The sequence below is a fragment of the Candidatus Eisenbacteria bacterium genome (assembly GCA_030017955.1).
In the GTDB taxonomy this organism is placed as follows: domain Bacteria; phylum Eisenbacteria; class RBG-16-71-46; order JASEGR01; family JASEGR01; genus JASEGR01.
Genome location: JASEGR010000004.1, coordinates 24,488 through 45,771 on the forward strand (window position 1 = coordinate 24,488; position 21,284 = coordinate 45,771).

16 protein-coding genes are annotated in these 21,284 nt (G+C 52.2%); 14 read left to right on the plus strand and 2 right to left on the minus strand.

What is annotated here, in order from left to right; all coding sequences use genetic code 11:
• Positions 1-36: 36 nt before the first annotated feature.
• The 7 genes from QME66_01130 to QME66_01160 all read left to right on the plus strand — a co-directional run bounded on the left by QME66_01130 (position 37) and on the right by QME66_01160 (position 10,853).
• Positions 37-3,165, plus strand: coding sequence for a glucodextranase DOMON-like domain-containing protein (locus QME66_01130; GenBank protein MDI6807571.1), 3,129 nt, complete (start codon positions 37-39; stop codon positions 3,163-3,165).
• 56 nt (positions 3,166-3,221) lie between these two features.
• Entirely contained in the window at positions 3,222-4,448 is a 1,227-nt protein-coding gene (locus QME66_01135) for an extracellular solute-binding protein (protein ID MDI6807572.1), read from the plus strand.
• A gap of 2 nt (positions 4,449-4,450) precedes the next feature.
• Positions 4,451-5,347 carry a sugar ABC transporter permease gene (locus QME66_01140; GenBank protein MDI6807573.1) on the plus strand — a complete coding sequence of 299 codons (897 nt, stop codon included), beginning with the start codon at positions 4,451-4,453 and terminating at the stop codon, positions 5,345-5,347.
• A gap of 143 nt (positions 5,348-5,490) precedes the next feature.
• On the plus strand, positions 5,491-6,315 hold the full coding sequence (locus QME66_01145) for a sugar ABC transporter permease (protein MDI6807574.1): 825 nt from the start codon (positions 5,491-5,493) through the stop codon (positions 6,313-6,315).
• Between the two features lie 209 nt (positions 6,316-6,524).
• Positions 6,525-7,268, plus strand: coding sequence for a hypothetical protein (locus QME66_01150; GenBank protein MDI6807575.1), 744 nt, complete (start codon positions 6,525-6,527; stop codon positions 7,266-7,268).
• Between the two features lie 179 nt (positions 7,269-7,447).
• The gene (locus tag QME66_01155; protein ID MDI6807576.1) at positions 7,448-8,302 is read left to right on the plus strand and encodes a hypothetical protein; all 855 of its coding nucleotides are present in this window, start codon (positions 7,448-7,450) and stop codon (positions 8,300-8,302) included.
• 160 nt (positions 8,303-8,462) lie between these two features.
• A complete protein-coding gene (locus QME66_01160) occupies positions 8,463-10,853 on the plus strand; it encodes a FlgD immunoglobulin-like domain containing protein (protein MDI6807577.1) in 2,391 nt (796 codons plus the stop codon).
• A 350-nt stretch (positions 10,854-11,203) separates the two neighbouring features.
• Here the strand turns inward: QME66_01160 and QME66_01165 are convergent, their stop codons facing one another.
• Both QME66_01165 and QME66_01170 read right to left on the minus strand, forming a co-directional pair.
• Positions 11,204-13,342, minus strand: coding sequence for an alpha amylase N-terminal ig-like domain-containing protein (locus QME66_01165; GenBank protein MDI6807578.1), 2,139 nt, complete (start codon positions 13,340-13,342; stop codon positions 11,204-11,206).
• On the minus strand, positions 13,342-14,076 hold the full coding sequence (locus tag QME66_01170; protein ID MDI6807579.1) for a hypothetical protein: 735 nt from the start codon (positions 14,074-14,076) through the stop codon (positions 13,342-13,344). Before QME66_01170 ends, QME66_01165 begins: the two co-directional genes overlap by 1 nt.
• Before the next feature lie 237 nt (positions 14,077-14,313).
• On the opposite strand from QME66_01170, the gene QME66_01175 reads away from it, so the two are divergent.
• From QME66_01175 to QME66_01205, 7 genes are all read left to right on the plus strand, one after another.
• The gene (locus tag QME66_01175; protein ID MDI6807580.1) at positions 14,314-17,568 is read left to right on the plus strand and encodes a 5'-nucleotidase C-terminal domain-containing protein; all 3,255 of its coding nucleotides are present in this window, start codon (positions 14,314-14,316) and stop codon (positions 17,566-17,568) included.
• Positions 17,569-17,580: 12 nt separating this feature from the next.
• Positions 17,581-17,817, plus strand: a complete 237-nt coding sequence (locus QME66_01180; GenBank protein ID MDI6807581.1) for a hypothetical protein — start codon at positions 17,581-17,583, stop codon at positions 17,815-17,817.
• Between the two features lie 147 nt (positions 17,818-17,964).
• Positions 17,965-18,651 carry a phosphate propanoyltransferase gene (pduL, locus tag QME66_01185; protein ID MDI6807582.1) on the plus strand — a complete coding sequence of 229 codons (687 nt, stop codon included), beginning with the start codon at positions 17,965-17,967 and terminating at the stop codon, positions 18,649-18,651.
• Positions 18,651-18,929, plus strand: a complete 279-nt coding sequence (locus tag QME66_01190; protein MDI6807583.1) for a BMC domain-containing protein — start codon at positions 18,651-18,653, stop codon at positions 18,927-18,929. Before pduL ends, QME66_01190 begins: the two co-directional genes overlap by 1 nt.
• A gap of 96 nt (positions 18,930-19,025) precedes the next feature.
• Positions 19,026-19,325, plus strand: coding sequence for an ethanolamine utilization microcompartment protein EutM (eutM, locus tag QME66_01195; protein MDI6807584.1), 300 nt, complete (start codon positions 19,026-19,028; stop codon positions 19,323-19,325).
• 104 nt (positions 19,326-19,429) lie between these two features.
• Positions 19,430-19,747 carry a EutN/CcmL family microcompartment protein gene (locus tag QME66_01200; GenBank protein ID MDI6807585.1) on the plus strand — a complete coding sequence of 106 codons (318 nt, stop codon included), beginning with the start codon at positions 19,430-19,432 and terminating at the stop codon, positions 19,745-19,747.
• Between the two features lie 83 nt (positions 19,748-19,830).
• The gene (locus tag QME66_01205; GenBank protein MDI6807586.1) at positions 19,831-21,282 is read left to right on the plus strand and encodes an aldehyde dehydrogenase EutE; all 1,452 of its coding nucleotides are present in this window, start codon (positions 19,831-19,833) and stop codon (positions 21,280-21,282) included.
• The last annotated feature ends 2 nt before the right edge of the window (positions 21,283-21,284 follow it).

Genomic DNA, 21,284 nt, shown 5'->3' on the forward strand with positions numbered 1-21,284 from the left:
GGTTATTCCTTTGGGAGTGATGGCCCAAGCAAAGCGATGAAGACCGCAATTCGTCTTTCGTTCTCCTTATGTCTTTTTGTCGCATTTCAAATCCAGAGCATCAATGCCTCGGTCACACCAGTAGTCTCTTCGCTAAAATCAAAGGGGAAGCCAATCAATCTCGCGATTCTCTGGCACCAGCATCAGCCGCGATACTACAAGGATGAATCCATCAACGAGTATGCCGAGCCATGGGTACGGCTGCATTGCATCAAGGACTATTTCGACATGGCGGCCATGGCAGAAGAATTCCCGCACTTGAAGCTGAATATAAATATCACGCCGGTTCTCGTCAGGCAGATCGAGGACATCATTGCGATCTATGAAAGCGGGAAGCCATGCGACAAGGCAATGAGGCTTTCTCTCAAGGATGCGTCAACTCTCACGGATGACGAGAAGTTCTATGTCCTCAGGAGATTCTTCGACGCCAACTGGCGGAACATGATTGACCTGTATCCGCGATACAAGGAACTGAGGGATAAGAGACTGGGCCTCGGAGAAGGAGACCTGAGAAAAAGCATTTCCATATTCACCGCTTCAGATCTTCGTGACCTTCAAGTTTGGTTCAACCTCGTATGGTTCGATCCGGATTTCCTGAAGGGAGACGTGATGCTCCCATCCGGGAAGAAGATCTCCCTGAGAAGATTTGTCGAAAAGGGGAGAGGGTTCACGGAAGCGGAAAAGGTGGAGATTCTCCGCGATCAGATGGAGATTGCGAGAAATGTGATCCCGATCCACCGGGAGCTCCAGAAGTCCGGAAAGATTGAGCTTATTACGACTCCGTACTTTCACCCCATTCTCCCTCTTATCGTTGACACAAACATAGGAGCGAGCCGCGAAAAGGATGTCCAGCTTCCGCGGATGCGCTTCTCCTATCCAGAAGATGCGAGGGAACAACTCACCATGGCCTACGAGTTTGCTGCGAAGACCTTCAGCAAGAATCCCGCGGGGCTCTGGCCCAGCGAGGAAGCAGTTTCCAACGATATCGTGCCAATAGTGAAGAGGGCAGGATTTCAATGGATGGTAACGGACGAAGGCATTCTCAGAATGTCCCTGGGCAAGTCGGGGCTCTCCAACCCGGAGAAGTGCAGAGCATATTTCGTCAAAAGAGACGGGGAAGAGCTTGGTGTTTTCTTTAGAGATACGCGACTTTCGAACAAGATCGGGTTTGATTATTCTCCCCTGGACCCCGTTGCCGCCGCCAACGATTTCCTAAACCAGCTCCATCAGATCCAAGTGAGTCTCGCAAACTCCGAAGAGGAGAACATAGTCGTAGTCGCCCTCGATGGAGAGAACGCCTGGGAAAACTACAGGAATGACGGTAAGGAGTTCCTCAGAAGCCTGTACTCGCAGCTGACCCAGGCGAAGTGGGTGAAGACCGTGAAGCTCAGTGACTTCTTCAAGAAAGCTAATGCAAGTAAGAACAAAACCTACGTTGACCTTTGGCCGGGTTCCTGGGCCGGGAATTCATTCAAGACCTGGATTGGAGAGAAAGAGGAGAACACGGCTTGGGAGCTTCTCGCTCAAGTGAGAGGACTCCTCGAGGAGGCGAAAGCCTCAGGCACAACCGATCCGGATAAGGTGAAGAAAGCAGAGCTTCTCATCTACGCTGCCGAAGGCTCTGATTGGTTCTGGTGGTACGGCGATGATCAAAACTCGGGATATGACGAGGAGTTCGACAAAGCATTCAGAAAAACCTTGATGGATGCCTGTTCGCTTCTTGGCAGGGAAATTCCTTCGCTTTCAATCCCGATTGTCGAGAAGGGAGCGGTGGTCCCCAGCGGAGGGATAGCCAAGCCGGTCACACCCCAGGTGGATGGCATGGTTGGACCAGGGGAATGGGACTCCGTCCCGTTTTATGAGGACAGCGAAAGCGGAAAAGGTGCAATGAAGGGCGGGACCGAGATGCCGGTAAAGGGCTTCTATCTCGCTTCCGACGGTGATGCAGTTTTCGTGAGAATCGATTTTACGGAGCCGCTTAGCTTTTTCAGCCCGTCTGGGAAGATAATCAAGATTTATTTCTCGTCCCCATCCATGCCGGGCCGCGCGGTTCAGTCTTTTTCGAAGAGAGAACTTGGAGATGCTCTGCCCGAGACCATCTATCCCCCGTTTGCGCCTTCCGGGAGGGTGCGGCTTGACCTTCTGGCCGCCGAAGATTCACTCTCGACTGCCTACCTGGAGATTCCGCGGACGCCGGGTGAAGCAAAGAGTGAGAAAGAAATATGGGTGCGATCCGAAAAGGTGGGGTTTGGTCTGGGCGGGACTCTTGAAGTGAAAATCCCGCTTTCCTCCTTGAATGTTACTCCAATGGATGAGCTCAAATTCTCAATATTCCTTGAGGATAAGAAAGGTGACTACTTCAACAACCTTGACATCGCGCCAAGTGAAGGCTACGGAGCAATCACGATACCTTTCAAAGAGAACGTCATGGTCTTGAATGAAACAAATGACCCTCTTGGCGACGACCGCGGTCCCGGCAGCTACATCTATCCCTCAAATTCTGTTTTCATGAAAGGCGCCTACGACATTGAGAATGTAAGAGTGCTCGAAGGCGGCGATGCGGTTTTCTTCGAGATCAAGATAGCCGGGGAAGTCACAAAGCCGTGGGGCGGAAAGATTGGTTTCTGCCTTCAGGATATTGACATATATCTGGATACGGATGGCCTGAAAGGTTCGGGCAGAACCGACCTCTTGACCTCAAGGAACGCGAAGACAAGCGATGACTCCGCCTGGGAGTTCGCAATAATGGCCAACATGGACGAAGTCATGCTCTATGACAAAAACATGAAGAGATTTCCTGATGCAATAAAGGCCTACGCGGATCCTTCACGAAAAACGATAGGCATCAAGGTGTCGGAAACTGTTATCGGAGCACCGGCCGATACATGGAAGTTTCATCTTTTTATGATTGGGCATGACGGTTATGGACCGGGACGGGTACGCCCGATAACCAGAATTCCAGGAGAGTGGACTTTTGGAGGAAGCATTAACCCGAGCCTCGAACCGCGGATAATTGACATGATTGTTCCTGAGAACAGCTCTCAGGAATCGATACTCGGCGCCTACAAGCTGACAGGGAAACTCTCCGAGCTGCCCGGGCTTCAGTTTCTTGGAGCAGAACGTTAACGCGCGGCGCAAATCGAAGCACTGAAATTTAAGACTCTTCCAGCAGAGGAGGTCGTGTGAAAAAACTACTTTTTCTTCTCTTCCTTTCTCTTCTCCTGGTTTCATGTGCAAGAAAGAGAGCAGGCGAAGAAGCAATAGTCATCTGGGAACAGATGGACCCTGCTGAGAGAACGATTCTTGATGAAGTCCTCAGAGAATACGAGGCGAAGAATCCGACAATCAAGCTCTCGCATCTGAACTACAACACTGAGGAAGTGAGGAATCAGTTTCAGACTCACGCTCTTGCCGGAGGCGGCCCGCAATTGGTGTATGGACCATCTGATCAGGTCGGCCCGTTTTCTGCCCTCGGCATAATAAAACCTCTTGAAGAAATCTTCGGGAGCGAGTTCTTCTCAAAGTTTGTCCCGGCTAGTCTCGATACCCTGAACGGTCACATCTATGCAGTTCCAGACCAGGTCGGGAATCATCTCTTTCTCATATACAACAAGAAACTCGTCAAGAAGCCGCCTCATACCAGCGACGAGCTCATATCCATTGCGAAGAAGCTCACGATTGACCGAAACTCGGACGGTACTCCCGATCAATATGGTCTGGCGTTTGACTCGACGGAACCATTCTGGCTCGTACCGTTCTTGGGTGGATTTGGCGGCTGGATCATGGATAGACAGGAAAACCCAACGCTCGACACACCTGCGATGGTGAATGCCCTGGCCTTCATGAAAGACCTGAGAATGAAATACAAGGTCCTTCCGAGAGAGTGCAACTACCAGCTTATGGATACTCTTTTCAAAGAAGGAAAAGCCGCAATGATAATAAATGGACCCTGGTCGCTTGGCGGATACATGAGTGCGGGCATGGAGATAGGAGTCGCCAAGATACCCAAGATAAGCGAGACAGGGCTCTGGCCTGCGCCGATGATTTCAGCAAGAGGGTATTCGATAAACGAAAATGTCAAGGGAAACACCCTCAAACAAGTCAAGAAACTGGTGGAATACCTGACGTCACCGGAGGTCGAGCTCAGATTCGCGAAAGGACTCTCGATCCTTCCGAGCAGGAAGGAAGCTTATGACGATCCCTTTGTCAAAGAAAGTGAGCTTCTCAGGAACTCCGGGGAGCAGGTACAGGTCGGGCACCGCATGCCGGTAATCCCTGAAATGAGAGCCATCTGGGATTCCATGGGACCATTCACGCAGAAGACAATGAGCGGAGCAGTGACTCCGGAGCAAGCCGCAAAGAAGATGCAGGCGCTCGCCATTCAGAAGATTAAAGAAATGAAAGATTGACCATGGCCGCCCCCGGGAGATCAAGAAGCAAGAGTTTTCCATACCTGCTCGTACTTCCCTCTGTCCTAGTAATGTCTTTTGTGGTTCTTTATCCGCTTCTCCATAACCTTCGCATTTCGTTTACGAATATGAGCATGTATCACTTCAGGGATGCGCAGTTCATCGGTCTTGCCCACTACAAATCGATCATTACCGAGCAAGCTCTCTACAAAGTGTTCTGGAAGACAGTCGTTTGGACGGCAGTAAACGTTTTCTTCCACGTCTCAATAGGCGTTTTCCTCGCAGTGGTGATGAACCAGGCCCTCAGAGGAAAAAGCGCTTTGAGGGCATTTCTCATTCTTCCCTGGGCGGTGCCCCAGTACATATGCGCTCTGACATGGAAGGGAATGTTTAATTACCAGTACGGATCTGTGAATCTCATCTTGCAGAAGTGGTTCGGACTCCAGCCGATTCCCTGGTTTTCGGATGCCACCTGGGCCTTCATAGCGCCCATGATCACGAACATATGGCTTGGATTTCCTTTCATGATGATTGTTGCGCTCGGAGGGCTCCAGAGCATCCCGAAGGAGTACTACGAAGCCGCAAGCGTTGACGGGGCATCCGCATTTGCCAAGTTCAGGGAAATAACACTTCCGCTCTTGAGACCAATCCTGGTTCCAGCCACGATACTCGGGACAATCTGGACGTTTAATAATCTGAACGTAATCTGGCTTGTCACAGAAGGAGGGAAGCCCGCTGACGAGACTCACATACTTGTGACCTACGTTTACAAGGCGGCATTTGCGTATTACCGGTACGGATATGCGGCGGCATTCTCCTTTGTGATATTCCTCATTCTCCTGGTCTTCGCAATCGTCTTCATGAAAGTTTCCAAAGGGAAGGAAACGGTTTACGTATAAAATAGTGACAGTCACCTATTTCCCCCTCACCCCGCCCTCTCCCCCTTGGGGAGAGGATTAGAGGTGAGGGGATCCTTTTTCGCTCCAACGCGCGATTCGGGGCATGGTGAACTTGCAGGTTAGCTCTTGCTGAACGGGGAGACATGAGACACCTAACTAAGCTCATCTCATACGCAATTCTGATTCTTGCGTCGGCTGCGTCGATCTATCCGATCGTCCAGGTGATCGGGATCTCCCTGCGTCCGGACGACCGGCTGTTCTCAACATCGCTTGCCATTATCCCTGAGCGCGCGACATTCCATGCGTACTACGCCATTCTCTTCGAGAAGGATTTCCTGCTCTGGCTCAGAAATAGCTCGATCGTTGCGCTCTTTGTGACGATCCTCGGCGTCTCGCTTGCCTCGACAAGCGGGTACGCATTCTCAAGGTTCAGGTTCAAGGGACACTCTGCCGGGCTTTTCTCGTTTCTCGTTACGCAGATGTTCCCTGCCACAATGCTCCTTCTTCCTCTTTATGTCCTCATGCGCCAGTTCCACTTGCTCAACAGTCTCTTGGGACTTGTCGTAGCCTACACAGTAACCGCTCTTCCGTTCTGCGTCTGGACTATGAAGGGTTACTACGACACGATTCCGAGGGAGCTCGAAGAAGCCGCTCTCGTTGACGGAAGCGGCGAGTTTGGAGCTTTCCTCAGGATTATTCTCCCGGTCGCTGCGCCTGGGCTTGCCATAACAGCTCTATTCTCCTTCATGTCGGCCTGGTCTGAGTACATCGTCGCGAGGGTAATCCTGAGCGACAAAGGTCTCTTTACACTTCCACTTGGACTGGAGGGCTTAAGCGGGACATACCAAACTGAGTGGGCAAACTACGCCGCAGGGAGCATACTCGTGTCACTTCCGGTTGTTGCGGTATTCCTGTTCCTCGCGAGGTTCCTCGTCTCAGGCCTGACTCTTGGTGCGGTGAAAGAGTAGAGCTTTCTCTCAGCTTTCGTGCTTTTTGCATTGCTTGACGTTGGCTTTCCCCTGTGGTATACTACGGAATTGGCTGAGGGGTTTTGTATTTGGCAGTTGTTAGACCGCTCTACCAAACCATGTCAGAATGGGGGTGGTTACAGCAAGAAAAGAGAGTTACGATTCCTGTCCCGCATTGAACCATTTGGAAGCATCGAGGAGGAGTAGACATGAAAAAGGCATTGTTAGTTCTGGGATTCATCGCATCGCTTGTTTTTGCATCGCCCTCTCCGGCGATATACGCAGTTGTTACGGTTGACGGAAACAATGATTTCCCCCCGGCAGCGCTTGTGGATCCGGACGGTGGTGATACTGAGTTCGGCCCGATCGATCTCGGTGATATTTTCATCGCCAACGATGGAACGAACCTCTACATCGGCTATGGTCACGACCACGACGGCTGGGGCGGAGTTCAGGTTGGGATCGCAATTGACTGCAAGCCGGGTGGTGGAAACGATGACCCGTGGGGCAGAAGGATTGATTTCGTTGGGGGCTTCGGCCCTGACTTTGTTGCTTACACCAATATCGACTCCGACTGGGAGGACTTGGTTGAGTGGAATAACCCGAATTTCGGTTGGAACTATAACGGCGGCCTGAACTCGTTAGGCTGGGTCCAGAACACACCATTCGACGAGGTTGCGATTCCTTTCTCAAAGATCAATCCCGGTCTTGAGTGCGGTCAGCACATTCTGATTGAAATGTGGATTACCCAGGATAACTGCAACAAGGGACCGCTGGACCTCATGTTCAACGATCCTCTTCAGTTGAGCACTCCTGGCGGGACAATCTGGGAACTTCCCTGCGACGGAAGCCAGGATGTCCAACTTGGGCAGGCATTCCTCTATACAATCGCCTGCTGGCCGACTGCCTCCGAAGCCAGTTCCTGGGGCACGATCAAGGCGCTCTTCAAGTAAGAGCTGTTGAAGGAGGAGGCTATTGCGTTGAGACGCTCCGGCATTCTGGGTGATGCCGGAGCGCTTTTCCTTTCGCGCGTAACCCGGGCTCCAAAGGAGAAATATTGGGAATAGTCAACTTCTTGGGCTTCATCCAATCTTCCTGGAGATCCTGCAGGCCGTCTAAAGGGAGGAGAGAGATGAAAAGAATTGTCGGTGTTCTGGCTCTTGGAGTTGTGATGTTGCTTTTTGCTCCTCAGGTTTCGCTTGCCGCCCTGGGTTGGTGCGGCAATGCCTATCCGTGCTCGGGGAGCACTCACTCATCCAGCTCGGATATCACTGTTTACATTCAGGCATGGAAGGACGAGGTAACGAACAAGGAAGGAAGGGGAGCTGGAATATCCGCGAAGTTGTTCTACAAGCAGGTTTCAGCGGCGAACTACGATAGCGTTGCCATGCCATTCTTTGGCGACAAGGACGTGAACAACGACGAGTACTCGGCGCCCATACCGGCGTCCGCTCTGACGCCGGGCGTGCAGATGCTCTACTACTGCACGTTCTACGATTCGACTGACATGACAACATGTACGGGGCAGGATCAGGCAACTTGTCCCGGCGGGTCCCATGCACCCCCGTTCACACTCAACATAGCTTCAGGCACAACAAGAGACGTGACCGTGACATTCACCTTTTGTCAACCCGAGACGGATCCCGATCCCGGCAATGTCTGTGTTACCGGGAGTAATCCGGCTATCACGACGTGGGGTTCAGGTGTTCAAATGACGAAGCTCGCCTGTGACCTGGCCGAGCCAAGAAACCATCACTACACAGTTGACGCAGTATTCCTGACCGGCAGCAACCCAAGCGTGGAGTACAAGTATAAGAGAGATGGTTGTTCATCCTGGCAGCCCGATCCGAACAAGAGTTTCATCATCAATGATTCAAGTGCGACACAGATACTTCCGGCCGATGGATGGGGAAACAATCCTGCTTCGTGCTGTACGGTTGACGCTCAGAACCGGACCTGGGGAACAATAAAGGCCATCTACAGATAATCGGGGAGAAGAGGTGATGCTGCCGGGCGACTGAGGTCTTGCAAGGAACATTTCGGCCCTGAGGTCGTTCTCGAAAGAAATAAACTGGCTAATCGTTTCCAAGGATTGGTTGAGTTTGAATCAAGGGGATTGTGTGGACAACCAGCACGGAGGTGAATCGATGATGAGAAAAGAGAGTTTTCTCCTGGTTCTCCTGGCGCTTGTCCTGTTTTCAGGACAGGTCATGGCAGCCGGATTTGGCACTCCGACTATCGACGGCACTCTGGATGCCGTCTATGGCACGGCCGAGGCCACTGACAAGAGCGGAGATGGTAATGGAAATGCAGTGATGGATTTGCTCAACCTTTATGTCTGCAATGATGTGAACTACTGGTATTTCTACTTCACGATCAACGCCGACATAAACGCGACAAGGTGGGGAAAGTACCTTATCTACATGGACACCGACAGCACTAACGGCTCCGGCGCAACTTCGGATGCCTGGGGAAGAAACGTAGTGGTCAGCGACCCCCATAAGCCCGAATACAGCATTGCGTCGTGGGTTGACGGACTTCCGTATGACGCTGGTGACACGCAGGTATGGAAGTGGATGGGAAGCTCGTGGTCTCTTACCGGAACAGTGAGCGGTGCGGCGTTGAGCTACGGAACAACATCTGCAATCGAGTGGAAGATTGCAAAAGCAACGCTTGGCTCTCCAACCAGGATATGGTGTGAGGTGTGGTCAACCGGTGGAGGCACGACCGACAATGCTCAGGACACTTCCAATGACCCTGCTGAGGACTGGAACGCTACTAACTGGAGCACCACCGCGATACTTCTTTGCTCAACGGCTGTGCCTGAGATGGCGGGCGGGGATATAACCCCTCCTACATTGGTCTCTGTTTCTTATCAGAGGCCCGGCCCTTCAGCCTCCATTGCCATTGCCACTTTCAGCGAACCAGTCGATAAGACAACCGCCGAAACGCCTTCGAACTACACGATTCCGGGCGTTAATGTCGTTTCTGCGACAAGAAGCGGGACGGATAGTTCCGTGGTTACTCTCGGCTGCATCGGCGCGCTGAGCTACGGGACGTGCCACCAACTTACTGTCATAAACGTAAAGGACACCGCAGGGAACCCGATTGTGAACAATGGTGTGACAAATGTTGCCTGCGCATTTCTCTCCCAGCTTCTTGTGAGAGGACACATGGCACTCCACCTTTCAACCTCGCATCCGGGTGGCAATCCATCACCCCCGGATACTTTCGCTCTCGAGGGGAGCATAACACCGCTCACATGGGACCCGACCTGTGACTACTTCATGGTCGATCCCGATGCTGACAGCATCTTTGTCGCCACAGTAGATTTTTCGCTTCCCTGCACATGCTCGACCGGCGGAGGAGGGGCGAGGCTCGAGTTCAAGTTTACTCATGACTGCGGTGAGTGGGAGTCAATATCAAACCACGTGTACGACATTTCGACGGCGACTGTGATAGACACAATTGACATATGGTGGAATGACCTTGCTCCCGCGAACTACACCACCAAGCCAATTGACGTCGTGTTTAAGGTTGACATGTCGGCAATTTCGCCGGCTCCTGGAGACACGGTCGCCTTGAACGGTAGCCAGAACCCGCTCAACTGGAACGTTCCTTCGACAAGGGAGCTCAAGGATGACGGAGTCAGCCCGGACCAGGTGGCAGGTGACAAGATCTACACCGGCAAGGTCAGATTCCCAAAGACCACATTCGCGACTGTCGAGTATAAATATGTGCACGGTCTCAACTACGAATGTTTCAGCCAGGGAAACAGGTCTGTGTATCTCAACGATGCCATTTACGACACCTTGAATCCACTCATTCTCCCGATCGATGTATGGGATAGGTGCACGGTCACTAGACAGGACGTGAAAGTGATTTTCCGGGTGAATACGTGGACGATGTGGCCGCCTGTCGGACCAAGCGACACGGTCTCAGTCAACGGCTCAGTGAGCCCGCTTGACTGGAATGTTCCTTCGGTGACTGTCCTCAAGGATGACGGTGTTGCGCCGGATTCTCTTGCCGGCGACAAGATTTACACGGCTGCAGTCATCTTCCCGGATTCGAGCTCATTCTCGGTTGATTACAAATACCTGATAGGCACGGGCTATGAGTGCGTCGGATACGGCAACAGGACATTCGGCATCGACGACGTCAAGTATTCTATTGCTCATCCTGAGACTCTTGCCGTTGATCTCTGGAACTACTGTGGTGTCACGATAGGGCGGGGGGCGGAAGGACTCATTGACAGCCGTGAGCCTCTGTCCCTCTATCAGAACTATCCGAATCCGCTCTTCGGCAGCACGAACTTCGAGTTCACTCTTCCGAAGCCGGGTCACGTCAGTCTCAGAGTATTCAATGCGGCAGGCCGGCTCGTCAGGACGCTCGTGAATGAACCGCTTTCTCAGGGACGCCATTCGATTTCCTGGGACGGTAAGGACGCCGCGATGAAGTCCGTCGGAAGCGGAGTCTATTTCGTAGAGCTTTCCTACGCGGGAGAGTCCAAAGTCAGAAGAATGATCGTTCTAAAGTAGCACGACAAATCTCAAGCGGGCATCGGTGACGCAGCCGTTTCGCAACCGCTGGATAGTTGGCATATGGAGTTGCGGTGGCGATGAGCCGTGAGCTGGCTTTCGCGGGAGGGATGGGGAACCCATCTTGGCGAGCAAGGTGGGGATACCCAGCCCTTTAGAGGCTCGGGGCACCCAGGCTGAGCCTGGGTCGTGGTAAGGATTCCCCGCCTGGCGAGCCAATAGATGGGTCATCCCGGAGCGGAGCCAGCGAAACGCTCATTCGCCACCGCACACCGCGGCGATACAAGCGGCATGTGGACAACGGGGCGGCCGATGAGCGCCCGAATTCGTTAAGTTGTCTAGGCCAGCTCTTAGCGAGCTTCCAGAATCAGTCCTGAATAGGGAAGAAGCTTCAGCTTGAGCTGGCCTTTCTCTACCTTGTAGGACGAGCCAGTGAGGACGTCAACGAGACTCACGGCGGCCTTATCCCTTACTCCGGGAACGGCCACCTTTAGAGTCTCTGCATACCCGCCTGCATTCACCACGACTATGAATCTTTCGTCCCCGAACTCCCTCATGTATGAATAGACTCTGCTTCCTTTCTCAGCGGAAAGCGGGACGAGTGTCCCTCTTCTAAGAGAGGCATGCGATTTCCTGAGGGCGGTGAGTTTCTTGTAATAGTCAAGGAGCGCGACGTTCTGGTCCTTCGAATCCCACGGGAACGTTCGTCTGCAGTCAGGGTCCTTTCCACCGGTCATTCCAACCTCATCTCCATAGTAGATGCAAGGCGCTCCCGCGTATGTCATCTGAATCAGCGCAGCCAGCCTGAGCTTCTTTTCGTTTCCCTTGCACAGGGTCAGGAACCTCTCAGTATCGTGGCTCCCTATCAGGTTCATAAGGACATCAACTGCCTGCTCCGGGTAGTCCATGCGTATCATTCCGAGATTCGCATCAAAGGTGAAGGCATCAATGTTTTCATCGGCTATGAAGCCGATGACGTTCTGCCTGAACCTGTAGTTCATCACAGAATCGAATTCATCGCCCTTGAGCCATGGCTTTCCATCGCCCCATATTTCTCCCATGATGTAGGCGTTGCTCTTGGCTGACCTGACGACTTTTCTGAATTCAACCCAGAAATCGTGCGGCACTTCGTTGGGCACATCGAGCCTCCAGCCGTCGATTCCGAATTCCCTTATCCAGTAAGATGTCACGTCAAAGAGATACTTCCTCACATCGGGATTGGTTGTCTTCAGCTTCGGAAGGTCGCCGTATCCCCACCAGCAGTCGTAGTTTGGCTTCGGCTCTTTGACAACAGGAAACCCATGGAATGTGTACCAATCCCAGTAGGGTGATTCCTTACCCCGTTTGATGCAGTCCTGAAAAGCCCAGAATTCGTCTCCGGTGTGATTGAATACGCCGTCCAGGACGATTTTCACGCTGTCCTGATGAGCTTCGCTCATGAGCCGTGTGAAGGTCGTCAAATCTCCAAAGTGAGAATCAATCTTCATGTAATCTTCTGTGTCATACTTATGGTTTGAAACCGACTCGAAGATCGGATTGAAGTAGATTGTCGATATGCCAAGATCTTCCAGGTAGGGTAACCCCTGTCTTACGCCTTCAAGATCTCCTCCGAAGAAATTGAAATACTCAGGCTTTCCGCCCCAGGGCCGGACGTTTGGCGGGTCATTCGATGGATCACCGTTTTTGAACCTCTCCGGGAATATCTGATAGAAGATGGCATCTCTTGCCCATTCCGGTGTTGAGAAGACGTTCAGACTGGATGGATAGTAGGAGAAAGGAATTTCTCCGCCCGGAGGCATATCTTTCCCCTTCTCTTCCGTCTTCCCGCCCGACCAGTAGAGAATAGTTCTCTTTCCGTCCTCGATTGAGAAGAAGTAATCAACCTTGTCGGTACTTGCGTTCAGAGGCACCCTGTAATATTCGAACACGGCATCTCTCGCATAAAAAGACATGGGGATGACAGCTTTTGCAGGCTTCAGAGTGCAGAGAGAGCAGCCTGCTACATCATTTCTTTTCACGCGGAGCTTGACTACGATTTCCTGCTCAGAGGGCATGATGAGGTAAGGAGATTCCGGCTCATGGAAAATGGCTTCTTCGAGGATTTTCCCGTCTCCCACCTTTGACGGGAGATTGAGCTTTTCATAGTCGCCAACCCTGATGACTGAGTTGAGTCCGCCAAACCCATCCGGGGCGCCAAGCTTGTTCTTCGGATCTTGATACCATTTCTCGTTATCGACAACGAACTTGTACTGGTACTCGCCGGGTAGAAGAGGAATCGTAATCTCCCATATGCCGTTCCGATCTGCATCATTCATAGGATTGGCTGCCTTGTCCCAGTTGTTGAACGTCCCTGCAAGCGAGACCGTCTTTGCCGGGATGGGAGGGTTGAAGCTGAAGAGTGTGGGAATCGTTTGAGCAGGGAAGGAGTTTGATGCGAAAACAAGGAACACCAGGCAAGCAACCATCCACACAATTGCCGTCCGTTTCACTAGCGTCGCTCCTCCCGTGGTCTTTCCTGCATTCTTTTCCAGAGTCTCCCAAAGACCCTTTCCAGTGCAAGTCCGAGTTCTTCCGGTTTGTCCGTCACTTCAGGCTCATTCTGGAAGACTGCATATGGGACCGTTATGCCCTTAAGTTTTGTGTAGCCGTCTGTTCCAGTCCCAATCTTGTCCCAATCATTTGTCTTGTAGTAGAACTCCATCTTTGCATCGGGAAGCGAGTGGTAGAGTATAGAGTCCTTGAGCTCGGGTCTGAAGCGCCGCCTGTTCTTCCTGCACGACTCCTCGTAGGAGACACTGATGTAGACTATACCGCCTTTCCTAAGGATCTCATCGGCAAGGAAAGAAAACGCCTCCCTGATTCCATTCTCGCCGCCCCGTGCAAACTCGACGATGGCCGTGACGCTGTCGTGATAGTTGGGATTCCGTGCGATTCTCTTCCGGTATGCAAGGTTTATTTTCTCGATCATGAAGTTCCAGAAAAAGTGCTCTTTGAAATAGTAGTCTGAAGTGGTATGAAGTCTTTCCTTCCCGTGTTTCTCAAAAATATCGTCTTCCTCGAATTTCTCCCAGAGATACGGGAAGTCATCTATCTCTTCGAACTCACCAATATGAAAACGTTTCTTTCGTGTTTGAACATCAACACTCTTGAGATAGTCAATGACTTCGCTTTTTCCCGCGGCAGGCCGGCCAATAAGCACGATAAGATCCAAAGTCTCCTTCATGTTACCTCCTTAGAGGACAGGAACCCTCGTATGAAGAGGGTTCCACAAAGAGTGGGTTTAGAACCTGACAGACCTGGTTTGAGCTATTCCTGATTTCAGAGACAGTGGACCGTATCGATGCCCTCCCGTCGCGTCAATCTTCGAAATGATTGCTGGACTTTCAGGGAAAGTCAAGAGAAGATTTGGCGTGACGTTAAGACGAAACAATACTGTTGAATACAAAGGAGGTTAGGGAAGATGAGCAGGAAGATGACTTTACTTTCAATTCTTTTCACATTTCTTTTTCCAGGCGTCTCTGGGCAGTACGCATCTGCCGGCTATCCGCCTTCTGATTCAGTCAGAGTCACGATTATCGCAACCAGCGATGTCCATGGAAGCATATACCCATTCGACTACTATGCTGAAAAGTCCGCCGACATCGGGCTTGCAAAGGTCGCGACAGTAGTCAGGAAGATAAGAGACGAGAAGAAAAACGTTATTCTCCTCGATTGCGGAGACACAATCGAGGGAACCCCACTGACTTATTTCTTCAGCACAAGGGAGAAAAGCGCACCCAATCCGATTGTCCTCGCGATGAATTACCTGAAGTACGACTGCATGACAGTGGGAAACCACGATTTCAACTTCGGTTTTGACATTCTGAGGAAAGTGAAGAAAGAAGCAAACTTCCCATTCCTTGCGGCAAACATTGCCGACACGACAGCAAAATCGCTGTTTCAACCCTACGTCATCAAGGAAATTTCAGGGGTCCGTATTGGAATCCTGGGACTCACGACTCCGGCTGTGACCCTCTGGGAAAATCCGAGAAATCTGGAGGGCATCAAGTTCCTAGACACAATCGAATCTGTGAAGGCTGCGGTGAAGACCCTCCGGGAGAAGGAGAGAGTCAACGCGGTGCTGCTTGCCGCACACATGGGACTCGAAAATGATGCCCAAACCGGAGCCCCAAGAGTAGGCGCGCTGCCCGGAGAGAACCAAATCGAGAAGATTATCGCCCAGGTTCCCGGGATTGATTGCGTAATCATGGCACACACGCACGAACTGATCTCTGACCAAAGGCTTGGTGAAGTTCTTGCGACACAGCCTGGCTTCCGGGGAAAATATGTCTCGGAAATCGACCTCGTCTTTGCAAATGAGAATGGAACTTTGACGCTGGCAAGGAAAGCGTCATCCCTGGTGCCGGTTGAGGGCATTGGGCCAGATGCGAAACTTCTTTCGCTTGTATCCACTTACCACGAGAAAACTCAGAAATATCTGAATACCGTCGTTGCCGAGGCAGTAGAACCTCTTTCCGGATTGAAAACATGGTTTGAAGACACTGCTCTGCTTGACCTCATTCAGAATGCGCAGCTCGACGGAAGCGGCGCAGATGTTTCGCTTGCAGCTGCGCTCACTCCGTGCCTGGGAATTGACAAAGGGCCTGTCACCATAAGAGAACTTTCTGCACTCTATCCGTACCACAACACCCTTTGCGTCGTTGAAGTGACTGCGGGCGACCTTAAAAGGGAGCTTGAATACTCATCGGCGAAGTTCGGGCGGTACGATTCAGGTCCGTTTGGAGGAGGATTCCCGGCCGCCGGGAAACGCAGGTCAGGGCTTGAAGTAGCCCAGGGCATCTCCTACAGAATAGATTTGAGAGAGCCGGAAGGCCGAAGAATCGCGGATATGACTCTGAATGGAAAACCTCTCCAGCCGGGAGACAAGATCAAGCTCGCAGTGAATAGCTATCAATTAAGGAGCGCCGAGTCTCCAGGTCTCAGAGACGCAAAACCCATTTCGCAATCTTCGGAAGATGTAAGAGGGATGCTCATTGATTTCGCGAGAAAGAAAGAGTCTCTTCACAACGACTGCGACAGCAACTGGTCAGTTTTTCCCGACTACGTAACGAGTGATGCGAGCAGAGAGATAGACCTCCTGCTGCGGCTGGGCGAGATAAAACCCGACAAAGACGGGAAAATCAACCCGGACAGTCTGTTTCAGGACGGGTCAACAAAGGCCGAGCACCTGAGAAAGAAAGTACAAGAATCGTTTGTTACACTCTCGCTTCTTCAGACCACGGACTTCCACGGCTCGCTTCTGGGCGGCGGTACCGAAAGATCCACGGAAAAGCCGTGGGGAGGCGCGGCTGTCGTCGCCAGATACATTGAAAAGGCAAGAGAACGAAATCCCGCAGGGACTTTTCTCTTTGATTGCGGAGACATGTGGCAGGGCACGCCCATCTCGAATCTTTCGTTCGGTAAGCCCGTTGTCGAGTACATGAACATGGCGAAGTACGATGCCTCCGCGCTTGGTAACCATGATTTCGATTGGGGAATTGATACTCTTAGGGCGCGCATCAGGGAGCAGACCTTTCCCATGCTCGCCGCAAACGTGGTTGAAAAGAAGACAAGAAAGATCCCATCGTTTCTCAAGCCTTACGTGATTCTGGAAAGAGGAGGACTGAAGGTCGCGGTGATCGGGCTTGCGACCCCGGAGACGCCGGTGGTCACGCTTCCAACTAATGTTGCCTCGCTCGATTTCACTGATCCTGCAAAAGCCGTAAATGATCTCGTCCCTCAACTGAGAAATATGGGAGCACAGGTGATTGTCGTCCTGGCGCATTTTGGAGGTCAGCAGCGCGGCTCAGGAGAAATTACCGGGGAGATTGGCGACCTCGCAAAGGCAGTAAGCGGGGTTGACGCGATTTTCGGAGGACACACTCACACCTTTGTCGCAGGACAGGCGGCCGGCATTCCTGTTGTGATTGCCGCGTCAAACGGCAGGGCGATTGGCGAGATACTGCTGACGTACGATCTGAGAAAACAGAAGGTGGTGGAGTCATTTCAGAGGATCACAAAGACATACGTGGAAGATATCTCCATGCCGAAAGGAGATAACTTTGTCCTGCGCATTGCGCAGAACGTCGCGCAGTACCAGGAGAGGATCGGCCCGCTCATGGAACGGGTCGTCGGGTCTGCGGAGAACCGCTTGAGCCGCTCCGATCCCTCGCTTGCGAATTTCGTCACTGACTGTATGAGGGGTGCTGTGTCGGCTGACATTGCAGTCACAAATTCAGGAGGACTCAGAACCGACATCGAGCCGGGGAACATCACGGTCGGGGAGGTCTACGAGCTCATGCCTTTCGACAACACCCTGGTTACCATGAAACTCACGGGCGAGCAGGTGAAACGATTCATCGAGGAAGGGGGCGGGCGCGTGAGAGTATCGGGCCTCAAAGGCCGTGTTGATTTCTCAAAACCCGAAGGCCAAAGGGTGGAAGAGCTTCTGCTTGAAAATGGGAAGCCGGTGGAGCCGCTCGCCACATACATAGTTGTAGCGAACGATTTCATTGTTGCCGGCGGAGACGGCTTCAAAGTTTTCCAGAAGGGGAAAGATGTCACCAACACACAGCGGCTTATACGGGACGAGCTTATCAAGTGCGTCGAGAGCCAAGCACGCGCAGGGAAGAAGATCAAAGCCGACTTCACAAGCCGGCTCGTCAATTCCAGGTGATGCGGTGACGGCATGACAGTTTTCGTTGACGATAACCCAATCGAGATGGAAAAGGGTTTCGCTGTCCGCCATGCAATCCTGCGGTTTAGCGAAGAGGCGTTCAAATCGGTTACAAAAGGTTCGCTGTACGTGGCGGATTCCAAGGGCGATGAAATTGACCTCGATGGAGCGCTCTTCGACGGGATGCGCCTCTACCTGAGACCCTTTCCCCATAGGGGAGAGGGTAGGGTGAGGGGGAGAGGTTGCTGAATCAGACATTAATCCTCTCCCCATAGGGGAGAGGGTAGGGTGAGGGGCAAGATTGCGGCAACTTCCTTGACAACGGTTTCTCTGCTCTGTTAAATTGGCGAGGTAAATGCGGAGTTCAGCGTAACAGCTTCGATGAGAGAAACTGATATGTCTCAGTACGTTAAGTCTCGGCCTGCTTCTCCCGCCGATGAGATTGCTGAAGAGGTTCTGAGGAGGGTTAGGGAGAGACTTGAGAAGTGGCCAAGTGTATCGGCCCTAAAGAAGTTTGTTCCTGTCGGAGTCTCAGCCAGACATGTCCACCTCTCAAAGGAAGTTTTCTCGAAACTCTTCGGAGAGAACTGCGAACTCCAGAAGCTCAAGGACCTGACTCAGACAGGCCAGTTCGCAGCCAAAGAGACAGTGACGATCATTGCGCCCAATCTGAGAACGCTTGAAGATGTCAGGATTCTCGGACCGGTAAGAAACTACACCCAGACAGAGCTTTCAAGATCGGACGGCCGCCGGCTCGGCCTGGAGTTGCCGGTGAGGGACTCCAGTGATCTTGCGAACACGCCTGGCGTTGTGCTTGTCGGACCCAGAGGTTCTGTTCAGATCTCTGAAGGAGCAGTGAGAGCGATAAGACATATCCACATGACTGATGAGGATACCCGGGAGTTCGGCGTCAGGGACGGCGATACCGTGAGCGTGAAGGTGGAAGGAGAGAAGGGACTCACATTCGACATGGTGAAAGTCAAGGTTGACCCGACGTATTGCCTCGAGCTTCATCTTGATACTGATGATGCAAATGCGGCGGGGCTTTCTGACGGTGACTTAGTAGAGCTGATAAGGGGGTGATGAATTTGGCCAATGAGGCTTTGGGCATGATTGAAACAAGAGGTTTTATTGGGATGGTTGAGGCTTCGGATGCAATGGTGAAGGCAGCGAAGGTCACTCTGGTAAAGTACGAAAGGATCGGCGGCGGATACGTCACGGCGCTTGTGAGAGGCGACGTCGGCGCCGTCAAGGCTGCTGTCCAGGCAGGTTCGAGCGCCGCAGAAAAGGTTGGAGAGCTGGTTTCTGCGCACGTAATCCCGAGCCCTCATCTATCCCTGGAAGATACAATGCTGAAGTAAGAAGCACTTTTCAGGAGCCTGAGCCCGTGCTTCAGAAGCGATGCGGGCTCCGCTTCTGCTTGCCGAACGTGAATTCTCTGTTAAGGAGGAAGTGAAATGGAAGAAGCGTTGGGCCTGATTGAAACAAGAGGATTTGTCGCCATGGTAGAGGCATCTGATGCCATGGTGAAGGCTGCAAAGGTGCGGCTTGTCAGCTATGAGAAGATAGGAGGCGGCTACGTGACGACGATTGTCAGGGGAGATGTTGCCGCCGTCAGGGCTGCCACGGAAGCGGGCGGAGCTGCTGCAGGCAAGGTGGGTGAAGTTATCTCCATCCACGTGATCCCAAGGCCGCACGCAAGCCTTGAGGATGTTCTTCCTATCGGACGAGCCACGGAGACCTCGGGTAAGAAGTAGGGAGCGACCGGAGTTCCCTGACTTCTTGATACCTTCATTCGGGTTCTCCGAGCAGGGCCTTCGGACATTGAAGCACTGCACTTCGTGATTTCAAGGAGGCAGAGTTGATCATAGGTGAGGTTGTAGGAACTGTTGTTGCGACAAGGAAGGAAGAAACTCTCGTAGGTCTTAAACTCCTGGTCGTAAGAGAAGTCGATCCATTTGGAAAGGCAACAGGTTCATTCAGTGTGGCGGTCGATGCCGTGGGTGCAGGAGTGAATGAGACTGTCCTCTGCGCGAGCGGAAGCTCGGCGCGGCTCACAGAACAGACAAAGGATAGGCCCGTCGACACCGTGATCATGGCAATCGTTGACTCGATTGAAATGGACGGGAAGTTTATCTACGTGAAGAGCCAGGGAAGGCCCAGAGAACCTGTCGCCTGACAGTTTCTGAAGAAAAACAGAATCACGGATTCCACTTCTGAACTGCAGCATCGCGGAAACAGAAAACCAGCTTGGTGCCTGCCATGAAGTATGACGATGACAGAATAAATGCCATAGTCGAAAGAGTTGTCGAAAAACTTGGCCATGAACTCAAGAGGAGACCGGCGTCGACACTTGCGCAATTGCAGAGGGAATCTTCAGACGCTTCTGAGAGCGGCGTTTTTGGAGAACTTGACAGTGCTGTGAAGGCTGCGAGAGAGGCGCACCTGGCGCTTATTTCTCTTTCAGTGATTAAGAGAAAGGAAATAATTTCGGCGATAAGGCAGACGGTGAAGGATAATGCAAAGCTGCTTTCCGAGATGGCGGTTGAAGAAACCGGACTTGGCAGAGTCGATGACAAGATCAGGAAGAACTTGCTGGTCGGCGAGGCAACTCCGGGCATCGAAGACCTCGAACCCATCTCGTTTTCGGGAGATCACGGCCTTACCCTTGTGGACTGGGCTCCCTTTGGAGTAATCGGCTCCATAACACCGGTAACAAATCCTTCCGAAACCATCATAAATAACGGCATGAGCATGATGGCCGGCGGAAATGCTGTCGTCTTCTGTCCGCATCCGACCGCAAAGAATGTTTCAAACAAGACCATCGAGCTTTTGAACCAAACCGTAGTAAGGACCGGCGGACCTCCGAACGTTTTCACGTCACTCGCCGAACCATCAATAGAAGCTGCGCAGGCATTGATGAAGCATCCGGGCATAAGACTTCTCGTTGTCACGGGCGGCTCCGCAGTCGTGAAACAGGCGATGCAGTCCGGAAAGAGGGTAATTGCAGCAGGTCCCGGGAACCCGCCAGTCGTCGTTGATGAGACTGCCGATATCGAAAAGGCGGGGAAGGACATCGTAAACGGCGCCTCGCTTGACAACAACATTGTCTGCATTTCCGAAAAGGAGATCATCGCAGTCAGTTCAATTGCGGACGGTCTGAAAGCTGCGATGACCAGGAATGGCGCCTGTGAATTGAAGGGTCATCAGATAGAGAGGTTGAAGTCGCTTCTGCTGGAAAAGGACAACGGTCCCAGGAAGCATGCTGTGATGAACAAGAAGTACGTCGGCAAAGACGCGAAGCTCATACTTGGCGAGCTTGGCATTCGCGCCCAGGACGATATCCGACTTATCGTTGTCGAAACCGATAAGGATCATCCATTTGTGTGGACTGAAATGATGACGTCTGTGATTCCGCTTGTCCGCGTTGCGGATGTTGACGAAGGGATTCTCCTTGCAAAAGAGGTGGAGCACGGGTTTGCGCACACTGCAGTGATGCATTCAAAGAATATCGAGAAGTTGAGTAAGATGGCGAAGTACATGAATGCATCGATTTTTGTAAAGAATGGCCCTTCATATGCCGGTCTCGGGTTTGGAGGAGAGGGATTCACCAGTTTCACGATTGCAAGCCCGACCGGAGAGGGCTTGACATCCGCGCGCACCTTCGTTCGGCCCAGAAGGTGTGTTCTCGTTGACTACTTCAGGATAGTCTAGCG